Genomic DNA, 12,480 nt, shown 5'->3' with positions numbered 1-12,480 from the left:
GCCTTATTTCCATAAAAAATAATGAAAATATTGCCCTACGATGTCTGTTAAATTTTCTTGAGATGAAAAATCAGTCTATAATAGTGAGCTTCTTGATATTCATTTAAACACTGATCACCAGTATTTAAACTTCCTTACATTCGTTTACGGAATATATGCAATGAATGCGGCCGCTGTACAAGACGCTCCTTTAGTTGGAATTATCATGGGTTCTCAATCTGATTGGGCAACCTTAGAACACACTGCCAATATGCTAAAACAGCTTGGTGTCCCTTTTGAAGCTGAAGTGGTATCTGCGCATCGTACGCCAGACCGTTTATTTGAATACGCTGAAACTGCGCGTGAACGCGGTATTCAAGTGATCATTGCAGGTGCAGGTGGTGCAGCACATTTACCAGGTATGTGTGCGGCAAAAACTGATCTTCCAGTGCTTGGTGTTCCAGTTAAATCGTCTATTTTAAATGGCGTAGATTCATTGCTTTCAATCGTACAAATGCCAGCAGGCATTGCGGTGGGTACATTGGCAATTGGTCCAGCAGGCGCAACCAATGCCGCAATTATGGCAGCGCAAATCTTGGGTTTAACCCGTCCTGAAATTGCAAAAAATGTTGCAGATTTTCGTGCAGCACAAACCGATAAAGTTGCGAGCAAAAACATTCCAGGTCAAATCTAATATTTAATAATTTTAAGTATTATTTAGACTAGCCAAGCATAAACGGGACATACGTTATGGATAAAACCATCGGTATTTTTGGTGGTGGTCAATTGGGTCGTATGATGGCGCAAGCTGCATTACCGCTTAATATTCAATGTACTTTTTTTGAAGCCAACACAGATTGCCCATCGGCAGCTTTAGGTCAAGTGATTTCCACTCAAGCTGAAAATGGTTTACAGGATTTTATTGTCAGTGCAGATGTTTTCAGCCTAGAGTTTGAAAATACTCCACTCGCTGATGTTGATGTATTGACCCAGCAAAAAGATGTGCATCCACCTCGTCAGGCTTTGGCAATTGCACAGCATCGTTTATCTGAAAAAGCCTTGTTTGATGAACTCGCAATTCCTGTTGCACCGTATAAGGCAGTGACATCTCTAGATGAGTTAAAGGTTGCTATTGCAGAACTTGGGTTACCGATTGTTCTTAAAACCTCACGTGGTGGTTATGATGGCAAAGGTCAGTTTGTACTTCGTACAGCTGATCAAATTGAGCAAGCTTGGGCTGAACTCGGCCCTGCGGGTGAACTCATTGCTGAAAGTTTTGTAACTTTCTCACGTGAAGTATCGATCATTGCTGTACGTGGTATAGACGGCGATGTGAAAACTTGGGCTTTGGCTGAAAATCATCATCACGATGGTATTTTGTCACACTCGATTGTACCTGCACCAAACAGTGTGGATTTACAGCCTGTAGCGCAGGATTATATTACTCGCCTGCTCAATCATTTGAACTATGTCGGTGTGTTGACGCTTGAATTATTTGTAACAGACAAAGGTTTGTATGCAAATGAAATGGCGCCACGTGTACATAATTCTGGGCATTGGTCGATTGAAGGTTCAATTTGTTCGCAATTTGAAAATCATATTCGTGCTGTAGCAGGTTTACCATTAGGCTCAACTGAAGTTGTTCGTCCAACGGTGATGGTCAATATTATTGGTCAACATCCGAAGTCTGAAGATGTATTGGCACTCAATGGTGCGCATTTACATCTTTATAATAAGACTGAACGTGAAGGTCGTAAGATTGGTCATATTACCCTGATGCCAAATGATAGTGCTGAATTGGTGACTTTGTGTCGTCAGTTGGCGAAAATTTTGCCGAATCCATTGTCACTCAGTGAAGATATGAGCATTTAAACTCAACTTTGTTTGTTAAAAAAGCGGTCATGAAAATGATCGCTTTTTTATTTCTTAAATTTCGGTATGATGCCCCTCCTTTATTTTTACAGACATTTTTTTGGCATGATCGGTGATAAAAAAATGTCGTTAGATAAAAGTACAAATAAAAAAATAACAATAAAGTCATATCACCATGGCAGCAAATTTTAAATTTAAAATAAATTTAAATGTGCAATTTTATTTTGAATTCAAAATAAAATAATGTGAAAAATATTGAATGTCGAAGTTATCCACAGAACTTTGTACTTAAAAATAAAGAAAAGTTTGAATTTAAAGTATAAGCCACTTTGAATTTAAACTTATTGCTGAAGTTGGGTGTGGATAATTTTTTTAAATTCAAAATGCTGTGATTTTAAAAATAAACAAATGAATTCAAATTTTACGTATTTATACCTGTCATTTCATTCATAGACTGATAAGGTATTTACATAATTTAAAGTTAAAACTGATTATGAATACTATGCTTCGTTTTTCAATTTTATGCGGTTCACTTTTATTCACGGTGAATCAAGCAAATGCTGAACTCATAATAAATGGCACGCCATCTACAGCAATAAATATCAGTAGTCCAAATGTGAATGCTGAATTTAACCCTAAAAATAATTTTCAAAGTTGTTTGGCAAATTTACGTTCATCTGCAATTTCATCAGGTGTAAATGGTTCGACTTATGATCGTTATACGCAAAATTTAACTCCTGATTATTCGGTGATTGAAAAACTGAATTATCAACCTGAATTTTCAACCCCCATTTGGGATTATCTTTCAGGTTTAGTTGATGAAGAGCGTGTCGCAAAAGGTCGTGAAATGTTGGCACAGCACCGAGATGTACTAAATCGAGTGCAAGCCGCTTATGGTGTACCTGCAGAAACAGTTGTTGCTGTTTGGGGTGTAGAAAGTAATTTTGGTGATATTTCAGGTAAGTATCCACTATTACAAGCACTTGGGACATTAAGCTGCGAAGGGCGCAGGCAAGGTTATTTCCGTGGAGAGTTCTTTTCGACTATGCGTATTTTACAACGTGGCGATTTAAGAGAAGAGCAACTAAAAGGTTCATGGGCGGGTGCTTTTGGTCATACGCAATTTATGCCATCGACTTATGAAAGTTTAGCGGTTGATTTTGATGGTGATGGTCGCCGTGATTTGGTTTCAAGTACAGCAGATGCTTTGGCATCGACTGCGAATTTTTTGAAACGTGGCGGATGGCAAACAGGCATGCCATGGGGCTTTGAAGTTAATATTCCTGAGAGTGCTTCAGTCGGTGGCGAAAGTCGTCGTAATAAAAAATCTCTCAGCTCATGGGAAAGTCGTAGCTTTACCCGTATTGATGGTTCACCTATTATTCAAGGAAATTTATCGGGGAATACATCGGCAGGGTTAATGATGCCAGCAGGTAAAGATGGTCCTGCATTCTTGGTGTTTAAAAACTTTGATGCAATTTATGGTTATAACGCTGCTGAAAGTTATGCACTTGCCATCGCACATTTGTCTGATCGTTTACAAGGTAAAGGAACAATCCAAACCGCTTGGCCGACGAATGATCCTGGGACTTCACGTGCAGAACGTCGTGAAATTCAAAATTATTTGTTGAAAAAAGGTTATCCGATTGGTGATGCAGATGGTTTGATTGGTGATAAAACTCGCCAAGCGATTCAGACAGAGCAAGCACGTTTAGGTTTAACTCAAACGGGTCGTGCAGGACAGCAAATTCTAAAAGCATTTAGAAATGAAAATGCACAGAATATGATGAAGTAATGTATTGATTATAAAAAAGGTCTGCAATTGCAGACCTTTTTTATAGTTTTTTATCCAAAATTTTCTTTATGATGAAGTGTAAAGTTATTCGATATCAGTTTTGTCTATTTTAACCGCTTCCAATACATCAAAAATAACGGCTGTTACATCTTGAGTGTGAGCACGATCATTGAAAATTTCATACGCAGATATTGTAATATCTGTATCACTTGGTAATTGTTTTTGCTCTTCTTCAATTAGGTGTTGAATGGGCAAGAGTGTTTGTTTAATAGAAAGATGTAGCACATCTTCGAACTCAATATTTTCATCTTCAAGTTCAATCATTTGCTCATTGTAATATGGCAATAAAACCGCATGGAGATAGGGTTGAAGTTCCGTAATATCGAAAATTTCAATGTCACGGCTCTGTTCAATCGTGCTGATATGATCATTCACTTCAAGAATAATATGATAATAACTCACCGCAATCTCCTTTAAATTACTCAGTTTACAATAGCATAAGTTGAGCAAAAAATGCATCAAACCCTTATATAAAATATGGATTTAGAGTATTTGACTCAAATGGTTTACTTTCTTGAATTTAACATGGCTAAATCGGCATTGGTTAGTTGAAATTGATATAAATTTTGTTCTTTCATAACAGGATACATCAACGCTTTAGGATCATCATTATGTTTTAAGCCGAGTGCATGCCCGAGTTCATGTGCGAGGGTAATACGTAAATCATTTTCAGACTGAAACTCATAGACATTAATTTCACGTCCATTGAAGACACCTTTATCAAATTGGCGTGGTTGAAAACGCTGATTGAATTGATCAACTGATTGATTGAACTGATGATTAATCGAATTTGCCTGATTTACGTTCTGATTTAAATGTTCAACTTTACGATTAAATATATCGGTATTTGTTTGCAGTTCAACTTGTTGTTGTTGGAGTTGTTGTTTTTGCTGCTGAATTTGTTGCATTACGTTGTCGCTATAGCGTTGCTGTGATTGATTTAGGGCATTGACCATTTGATTATATTGGTTCAACCGTTGTTCGTAGTTTATTTGCTGAATATCAAGCTCTCGCTTCGCTTGTAATAATTCTTGTTCAAGCTGTTGAACTTTAAAGTGTTCAGCATCTGTATATTGGCGTGTATTTTCTAAAATACGCATTTCTTGACTACGTGCGGAAGATTCTGCCTGGCGTTCATCGTAAATTAAGTTAATTGCTAGTTGAGCATTGGGGTCATAGACAAAAAAACTTTGTTTAGCACCTGCATACCAAATGTCAGCAGCTTGTTGTGTAAGTCGTTTTACCTGCTCCTGTGTAAGATTAAACCGTGGATCAACATGACCAATACGATAACGCAGACGTGTATCGGTCGGATGAGTAATGCGATCAATCACAGAATTATGATTGAGTTGAGGGTGTTGCATGCGTTGAAATGCAAAATAAGCAGTAAAAATAAGGGCTGCAATAATTAACCAAAAGCGCATAAATTTTATAAAAGTATTCTATCGTTGTTCATAATTTAGCTGAAAATAATGTATTCGAGAATAGTGGTCAGTTTGTAAATTACTTTATTTATAGATAAATACTCAGACGGATGATGTATTTTAAATTTATATCATTATTTGAAGATATAAAAATGCTGAAAAAAGTCGGAAATTTTTCCAGCATACTTGGGATTGTTACGAGGAAAGTAGTACGTTATTAGTTACAGCCTTTAGCTTCAAAGTCGGTTTTAGATGTATAAGTGATTTTTGGTAAATATTCACCCATAACTTGCTCTTCATCACCCCAATTTTTTGTACGGAAATGCTATCGATATCGTTCTGAGCAAACAAAATAATAGAAGCTTTGACTCGTTTATCTTTAGTGGATTTACTCATTTTTATACAAATTTCAAGTCTTAAGCTTATAACTTAATTTAGCTAGATTAAGTTATATAATCTCATTATTCTAAACCATTAAATAAAAATGCTTTTTTACATTGTAAGTATGAATGTCTTCAAAATTAAAACCATAAAAAAACCGTACTTTCGTACGGTTTTTTTTATTTTAAAGCAAGGTTAAATTGACAAATTATTTTTTGTCATCTTTAACTTCAGTGAACTCAGCATCTACAACGCCATCGTCCGCTTTTTGTTGTTGACCCGCATCGCCAGCAAATTGGCTAGGATCAAAACCTTCAGCACCACCTTGACCTTGTGCTGCTTCATAAGCACGTTGAGAAATTGGCATGATGATATTTTGTAAAGCTTCAGTTTTCGCTTTGATATCATCAACGTCATTTTCTTTAGTAGAAGCTTCAAGCTCAGAAACCGCAGTTTCGATTGCAGTTTTTTCATCAGCAGTCACTTGTTCACCAAGGTCTTTTACTGCTTTTTGTGAGCTAGCAACTAAAGCATCTGCTTCGTTACGTGCTTTAGCAAGTTCTTCGAACTTACGATCTTCTTCAGCATTCGCTTCAGCATCTTTAATCATTGCTTCGATTTCAGCATCAGACAAACCTGAGTTTGCTTTAATCTGGATAGATTGCTCTTTACCAGTGCTCTTATCTTTCGCAGATACTTTCAAGATACCATCGGCGTTGATGTCAAATGATACTTCAATTTGTGGCACACCACGTGGAGCAGGTGGAATGTCGCCCAATTGGAAGTTACCCAACAATTTGTTTTGCTGAGCCATTTTACGTTCACCTTGGAACACTGAAATATCTACAGCAGGTTGGTTGTCAGCAGCTGTTGAGAACACTTGAGATTTCTTCGCAGGAATCGTGGTGTTTTTCTCAATGATTGCTGTTAACACGCCACCCATAGTCTCGATACCAAGTGTAAGCGGAGTTACATCAAGTAAAAGTACATCAGTTTTGTCACCTGAAAGTACCGCACCTTGAATTGCAGCACCCATTGCTACAGCTTCATCAGGGTTTACGTCTTTACGTGGTTCTTTACCGAAAAATTCTTGAACTTTCTGTTGAACCATTGGCATACGTGATTGACCACCAACCAAGATTACGTCAGAGATGTCAGAAGTCGAAAGACCCGCATCTTTAAGCGCAATACGGCAAGGCTCAATGGTACGAGCAACTAAATCAGCAACTAAACCTTCCAATTTTGCACGTGTTACGCTAATCACTAAATGTTTAGGACCAGTCGCATCAGCAGTGATGTATGGCAAGTTAATTTCAGTTGCAGTTGATGAAGAAAGTTCAATTTTCGCTTTTTCAGCTGCTTCTTTCAAACGTTGTAATGCAAGAGGATCTTGTTTTAAGTTGAAGTTCTGTTCTTTTTTGAACTCTTCAACAAGATAATCGATCAATGCATTATCAAAGTCTTCACCACCAAGGAATGTATCACCATTTGTAGACAATACTTCGATTTGTTGGTCGCCATCAAGGTCTGCAATTTCAATGATTGATACGTCAAATGTACCACCACCAAGATCGTATACAGCGATTTTACGGTCGCCTTCTTTCTTGTCCATACCAAACGCAAGTGCAGCAGCAGTTGGTTCGTTGATGATACGTTTAACTTCTAAACCTGCAATTTTACCTGCATCTTTAGTTGCTTGACGTTGAGCATCGTTGAAGTAAGCAGGAACGGTAATAACCGCTTCAGTTACTGTTTCACCTAAGTAGTCTTCAGCTGTTTTCTTCATCTTTTTCAAGATTTCAGCAGAAACTTGTTGTGGTGCAAGTTTTTTGTCGTTGACATCAACCCAAGCATCACCATTATCAGCTTGAACAATTTTGTATGGTACAAGACCAATATCTTTTTGTACTGCTTGATCTTGGTACTTACGACCAATCAAACGTTTGATTGCATATAGTGTATTTTTCGGGTTGGTTACAGCCTGACGCTTTGCTGATTGACCTACTAAGATTTCACCATCTTTATACGCAACAATAGATGGTGTTGTACGTGCGCCTTCAGCGTTTTCGATTACTTTTACTTTGTCGCCTTCAAGTACAGCTACGCAAGAGTTTGTTGTACCTAAATCAATACCAATAATTTTAGCCATGCGATATATTCCTCAATTTTTTTTACAGTGTTTTGCTTGTTATTCAATATGAGAGCCATTCAAAATTTTTCAAGTCAAAATGCATAAAAAAATTAAAAACTCTCAAGTTTATAAGGCTTAGGCGCCTACCATGACCATTGCAGGACGCAGTAAACGACCGTTGATGGTGTAGCCTTTTTGTAGAACAGTGCCAATTTCATTGGCTTTTGCCGTTGGATCAATCCCTACTGCCTGATGGAGGTCAGCATTAAAGCCACGTGTTGTGTCTGCTTCGGTAACACCAAATTTTTCTAAAGTTGTGAGTAAAGATTTTAGGGTTAGTTTTACGCCTTCAACCATTGCATTGTCTTCACCTGCAGCAGCAATTGCGCGCTCTAAATTATCGACTGTATCAAGCAACTCTTTGGCAAATTTTTCCAAAACCGTATCTTTGTGCTTTTCAGATTCGCGTTGAATGCGCTCAACACTTTTCTGAGCTTCATATACAGCATTTGCAGTACGAGCTTTTTCAAGTTTTAGGCTTTCGGCTAAAACTGAAATTTGTTGCTGTAAATCTTCAGCAGTCACTTCAGTTTGTTCAGTTTCAGTATGTGCCGATTCTTGTTCTGCAATTTGCTCTTGTTGAAGATCTTGAGCTTGTTCGTTTTGCTCAGTCGCCATTGATTTGCTCCCTTTAAATAGGTTCTTAAACATGTACAGTCCTTTAGGCTTCAATATTCACTCTGAACTGCCATGAGTGATAAATTTCATGATTACTAAAGAAATCGGGGCGAGAGATAAAAATTCAAGCAATAATGCCGATTAAATTTACCTAATTAGCGATATTGGTCTAAAAATGCTGATTTTTGATGACATTGACTATAACTTTTGAATGATAGTATGCAAAACGATCATTCTTGAACTGTCAGTTTTTATAGAGTGAAGCCAATTGTATGAGTGTGGTTTATAAGTTGAATTTAATATCTTAAATTTTTGATTTTTATATATAAAAATAATTGTAAATAGGGCATGAATTATCAAAATTTAGAGTTAAGTACAACTTTTGAAAGTCAGGGGTGATTGATCATTTAATATTTAAAAGGTATTACAGAGAGGTGAAAAAAGTATTTTTCATGTATGGATACTCGCTGTATTATATTTAACTAGAATCTATAGCTGTAGTTTCTTTTTTTGTTTTAATGGCTTATCCAAATCAATTGGGTAAGCTTTTTTTTTTTGCCAATTAAAAAGTGAATTGACTTTTTTATATAGAAAATAGAAAAATAAAAGCGAGCCATAAATACCATTATGCCTCGCTTAATGTATAAGCTTTATATTTTGAGAGAGCGAATCAAGACTTATCTGTCTTGGTTATTGCTATGATTGAACGCTCCACGACGGTTATCACGTTTCTTATTGCTTTGATTTAGGTTAGATGTATTGTTCTCAGTTTTATGATCTGGGCGATTCATTTGACCATTGTTATGGTTGTGGTTTTGTTGTTTCTTTTGCCATTCCTGTTGGCGTTGTTGCCATTTGGCTTGATCTAGTCGGTATTGATCACGTTTAGTTTGATCAAATTGCCTACGTTCATGATCAAGTTGACGCTGTCGGCGATCTTGTTCAATACGCGCTTGTTGTAAGCGATAAGCACGCTCACGTTCATAGCGATCATCATAATGACGATTGTTACGTTTATAACCTCGGTCATCGTACGTTCCATAACTCGTGTTACCATAATAACCGCCACGTGATGAATAGCCATCCTCAGGAAAAGCAACACAGCCAACAGCGAGAAAAGCGGTAGTGATTGTTGCAATAAGTGCTTTAATCATGTTGATTGCCTCCAATAATTCATACATCAATAGCAAAAAAAAATCTGTTAAAAAGCAAAATTGTCAATGACAAGGACATAGAGTCAGATTAGCTTAATCTAAGTGTTTTATTTGTATGTTGATTATATGACTTGTATAAGAATATAGTCATATTGAGACTGATCATGTAGAGAATATGAAGAGTCAGGGATAAGAATTAAGGAATGAACAGTAATGGTTTTTACACAAAATTTACAAGAAAAGATTGAACAGGGACAGGGTGCAGCAGGTCGTACCTTAGATCGCTTACCGAAATTTGCACAAGAATCATTAGCTAAACTATTGGGTTATCCCTATCAGTACCCACAGCTCGATAGCTTTACCAAATGTTTAATGGCAGCGCAGTTAAAACAAGGCAAAGTAGGTTTTATTGGGGAAAGTGTTGAGAGATCACGCAAAGCCTTTGAATCACAAATGCAGTCTATTATTCATAAACCTACGCATGTTCAATTTGTTGAAGACATTCGTTTGCCCTTACAAAGTGGCAGTATTTACGCACGACATTATCATCCTGCGCCGGGTAAAAAACTGCCGATGATCGTGTTTTATCATGGTGGTGGTTTTGTGGTGGGTAGCGTTGACACGCATGATGAAGTTTGTCGTTTAATTGCCATGCATGCTAAAGCGCAAGTACTGAGTATAGATTACCCGCTGGCACCTGAAGTTGGACCGAAAGCATTAATTCAATCGTGTGAAGATGCATTGGCATGGGTCTATCAAAATCGTCGACAATTTAAAATTTTAAAAAATCGTATTGCGGTAGCAGGAGATAGTGCAGGTGGAAATATCAGTGCAGTGATTTCACAACGTGCAGTCAATACAAGCTATGCGCCATCAGCGCAGTTTTTGATTTATCCTGCTGTAGATTTCAAGAGTCGCCATCCATCTTTCTTTGCTTATAAAGATGGTCTTGTACTGACAGGACAAGATATTGACTATGTGACGGATTATTATGTGACTCGACATAAAATGGAGCTTGATGATCCAATTATTTCGCCCATTAATGGTCAGTTAAAAAAAGTTGCACCTGCTTTTATTGTGACAGCAGGGCACGATGTTCTGCACGATGAAGGCAAAATTTATGCTTATAAATTACGTCAAGAAGGTGTCAAAGCGCATTATCATGAATATGAAGATCAAACACATGGCTTTATTAATCTGACGCCAATTTCAAGAAAAGCGAAAAAGAACTTAATTGAAATGTGTAAAGAATTCCGTAAATTTTGGGATAAATATTAATTGTTGAATAAGCTTATTTCGCTTTAAGTCGAACCGTTGTTTCAAATGAGCATGAAACAACGGTTTTTTAATATGATCTTTGTTCATTTAAAGACGATTCACTTGAGGATAACTTTATTTTTAATGCCTCAGGAAAAGTGAGCTGAAAGTCAGTCGAATAAAAGCCTTTCATAAAAATTGCTTGCGATAGATCGGGGAAAATATTTTGAGTGTTTTGCCATTCGGCATGAGGAATATAAGCTAAGTGACCTTTAAAATGAGGTGCGAACTGATAGCTGTAGTGTTGATCTTGTTGTTCAATTTTAAAAAAATGAGCAGGAAAAATACGAGAAGAGATCTGAACTGGTAAAGTTTTTTGAGATAAATTTAGTTGAATATTAAGTATTTCATTGTTCACCGAAATTTGACAGCTCAATTGAGTTGGTGAAAAACTCCACTCAAATTGAGCAAGTTCTTTAGGAATCCCCCAATGATAGCGCCCTTCATCTACGGAAGCTTGGCTTGAAACATAAATTTTAGGTATATGCGAATGCATATTTAAACCATTGCTGGCATGGTCTAAAAAAAGTAATTCATCATAAGGACCAACGGGTGAACTGTGATAACGCACGAGCATGATTTGAACTAAGCGACCGAATTTAGATTTTTTTAAACCAAAAGGCATAAACTGCTCAATCAATTGTGGATTGAGCCAATAATTTAAAATATAGCCTTCACCCGAAAGATGCCAAGGCAATTCAGTATGTAAATGCTGTGCTAAAACTATTTGATTCATAAAAGGTAATCCTTCATTTTAAATATGTATTTTTTATTGAAGATATGCAAAATACTGTATGACGTTATTGATAATATTTATTCAATGTTTGTAATCGAAATAACTTTCATGATTCAAAGCAGACTAATATAGTCATCATGAATTTAAAACGTTTTAGGAAATAAAAGAATGATCAAAAAGATAGGATTAAGTTTAGGTTTGGTACTTCTTGCGAGTCATACATTTGCCAATACAGACATGCAAATTAAAACCAATCTTGGTAACATTGATATTGAGCTTTATGATGATAAAGCACCATTATCAGTTGCTAACTTTAAAAACTACGCTAAAACGAATTTTTATAACGGAACTGTTTTTCATCGTGTCATCCCAGGCTTTATGGTTCAAGGCGGTGGTATGAATGAAAAAATGATTGAAAAGCCAACTCAGGCAGCCATTAAAAATGAGTCTTCAAATGGTCTGAAAAATACACGTGGTACATTGGCAATGGCACGTACCAATAATCCAGATTCAGCAACCAGTCAGTTTTTTATTAATGTTGCAAATAATGACTTTCTAAATAAAGCTGCAGGTAATCCTGGTTATGCTGTATTTGGTAAAGTTACTAAAGGTATGGAAATTGTCGATAAGATGGTTAATGTGCCGACAGGAAGCTACGGTATGTATCAAGATGTGCCTAAACAACCGATTAAAATTCTCAGTATTAGCTACAAAACAGTACCTACAAAATAATTTAAAAATAAAGCAGAAATAAAAAAATATGTTTCTGCTTTATAATTAAATACTTATGAGAAATATGTTGTTTTTTAAAAAGTATATCGTTTAAAAATACAACATACGATAAAACAATTGGTTAAAAGTACTTGTCATCAAACTGAAATGGTATAGAATGCACCCCATACCGACGAGATAGACGGAAACGAACGAAGCGCGAAGTGCTGAGTTGTTAAGTA

11 protein-coding genes are annotated in these 12,480 nt (G+C 36.6%); 5 read left to right on the top strand and 6 right to left on the bottom strand.

Features of this window, described 5'->3' with window-relative positions:
- Positions 1–160: 160 nt before the first annotated feature.
- From purE to ACK2M2_RS11555, 3 genes are all read left to right on the top strand, one after another.
- Positions 161–673, top strand: coding sequence for a 5-(carboxyamino)imidazole ribonucleotide mutase (gene purE, locus ACK2M2_RS11565; RefSeq protein ID WP_409512433.1), 513 nt, complete (start codon positions 161–163; stop codon positions 671–673).
- 56 nt (positions 674–729) lie between these two features.
- Positions 730–1,851: a 5-(carboxyamino)imidazole ribonucleotide synthase gene (locus tag ACK2M2_RS11560; RefSeq protein WP_419348583.1), complete on the top strand. Its 1,122-nt coding sequence runs from the start codon at positions 730–732 to the stop codon at positions 1,849–1,851.
- Positions 1,852–2,353: 502 nt separating this feature from the next.
- Entirely contained in the window at positions 2,354–3,646 is a 1,293-nt protein-coding gene (locus ACK2M2_RS11555) for a lytic murein transglycosylase (protein ID WP_419348656.1), read from the top strand.
- A gap of 84 nt (positions 3,647–3,730) precedes the next feature.
- Here the strand turns inward: ACK2M2_RS11555 and ACK2M2_RS11550 are convergent, their stop codons facing one another.
- From ACK2M2_RS11550 to ACK2M2_RS11530, 5 genes are all read right to left on the bottom strand, one after another.
- The gene (locus ACK2M2_RS11550) at positions 3,731–4,108 is read right to left on the bottom strand and encodes a hypothetical protein (protein WP_409512431.1); all 378 of its coding nucleotides are present in this window, start codon (positions 4,106–4,108) and stop codon (positions 3,731–3,733) included.
- Positions 4,109–4,212: 104 nt separating this feature from the next.
- The gene (locus ACK2M2_RS11545) at positions 4,213–5,130 is read right to left on the bottom strand and encodes a matrixin family metalloprotease (protein WP_419348580.1); all 918 of its coding nucleotides are present in this window, start codon (positions 5,128–5,130) and stop codon (positions 4,213–4,215) included.
- 589 nt (positions 5,131–5,719) lie between these two features.
- Positions 5,720–7,660 carry a molecular chaperone DnaK gene (dnaK, locus tag ACK2M2_RS11540; RefSeq protein ID WP_409512429.1) on the bottom strand — a complete coding sequence of 647 codons (1,941 nt, stop codon included), beginning with the start codon at positions 7,658–7,660 and terminating at the stop codon, positions 5,720–5,722.
- A 117-nt stretch (positions 7,661–7,777) separates the two neighbouring features.
- Complete coding sequence (grpE, locus tag ACK2M2_RS11535; protein ID WP_409512428.1) at positions 7,778–8,320, bottom strand: nucleotide exchange factor GrpE; 543 nt, start codon at positions 8,318–8,320, stop codon at positions 7,778–7,780.
- Between the two features lie 677 nt (positions 8,321–8,997).
- Positions 8,998–9,474, bottom strand: a complete 477-nt coding sequence (locus ACK2M2_RS11530) for a hypothetical protein (protein ID WP_419348576.1) — start codon at positions 9,472–9,474, stop codon at positions 8,998–9,000.
- A 213-nt stretch (positions 9,475–9,687) separates the two neighbouring features.
- On the opposite strand from ACK2M2_RS11530, the gene ACK2M2_RS11525 reads away from it, so the two are divergent.
- Entirely contained in the window at positions 9,688–10,752 is a 1,065-nt protein-coding gene (locus ACK2M2_RS11525; RefSeq protein WP_419348574.1) for an alpha/beta hydrolase, read from the top strand.
- Positions 10,753–10,819: 67 nt separating this feature from the next.
- Here the strand turns inward: ACK2M2_RS11525 and ACK2M2_RS11520 are convergent, their stop codons facing one another.
- Positions 10,820–11,527, bottom strand: a complete 708-nt coding sequence (locus ACK2M2_RS11520) for an acetoacetate decarboxylase family protein (RefSeq protein WP_419348572.1) — start codon at positions 11,525–11,527, stop codon at positions 10,820–10,822.
- Between the two features lie 168 nt (positions 11,528–11,695).
- Between ACK2M2_RS11520 and ACK2M2_RS11515 the strand changes: the two genes are divergently transcribed.
- Positions 11,696–12,259 carry a peptidylprolyl isomerase gene (locus ACK2M2_RS11515; RefSeq protein ID WP_409512424.1) on the top strand — a complete coding sequence of 188 codons (564 nt, stop codon included), beginning with the start codon at positions 11,696–11,698 and terminating at the stop codon, positions 12,257–12,259.
- Positions 12,260–12,480 lie beyond the last annotated feature (221 nt).

The sequence above is a fragment of the Acinetobacter sp. TY1 genome (assembly GCF_048551395.1).
Lineage (GTDB): Bacteria > Pseudomonadota > Gammaproteobacteria > Pseudomonadales > Moraxellaceae > Acinetobacter.
The sequence above is the reverse complement of the archived record's forward strand: the minus strand, read 5'-3'. Positions and strand labels throughout refer to the sequence as shown.

What these genes read in the sequence shown, in the direction of transcription:
- grpE (WP_409512428.1), bottom strand. Translation starts at nt 8,320, where the DNA reads ATGGCGACTGAGCAAAACGAACAAGCTCAAGATCTTCAACAAGAGCAA.
- ACK2M2_RS11560 (WP_419348583.1), top strand. Translation starts at nt 730, where the DNA reads ATGGATAAAACCATCGGTATTTTTGGTGGTGGTCAATTGGGTCGTATG.
- ACK2M2_RS11555 (WP_419348656.1), top strand. Translation starts at nt 2,354, where the DNA reads ATGCTTCGTTTTTCAATTTTATGCGGTTCACTTTTATTCACGGTGAAT.
- dnaK (WP_409512429.1), bottom strand. Translation starts at nt 7,660, where the DNA reads ATGGCTAAAATTATTGGTATTGATTTAGGTACAACAAACTCTTGCGTA.
- ACK2M2_RS11520 (WP_419348572.1), bottom strand. Translation starts at nt 11,527, where the DNA reads ATGAATCAAATAGTTTTAGCACAGCATTTACATACTGAATTGCCTTGG.
- ACK2M2_RS11545 (WP_419348580.1), bottom strand. Translation starts at nt 5,130, where the DNA reads ATGCGCTTTTGGTTAATTATTGCAGCCCTTATTTTTACTGCTTATTTT.
- ACK2M2_RS11525 (WP_419348574.1), top strand. Translation starts at nt 9,688, where the DNA reads ATGGTTTTTACACAAAATTTACAAGAAAAGATTGAACAGGGACAGGGT.
- purE (WP_409512433.1), top strand. Translation starts at nt 161, where the DNA reads ATGAATGCGGCCGCTGTACAAGACGCTCCTTTAGTTGGAATTATCATG.
- ACK2M2_RS11530 (WP_419348576.1), bottom strand. Translation starts at nt 9,474, where the DNA reads ATGATTAAAGCACTTATTGCAACAATCACTACCGCTTTTCTCGCTGTT.
- ACK2M2_RS11515 (WP_409512424.1), top strand. Translation starts at nt 11,696, where the DNA reads ATGATCAAAAAGATAGGATTAAGTTTAGGTTTGGTACTTCTTGCGAGT.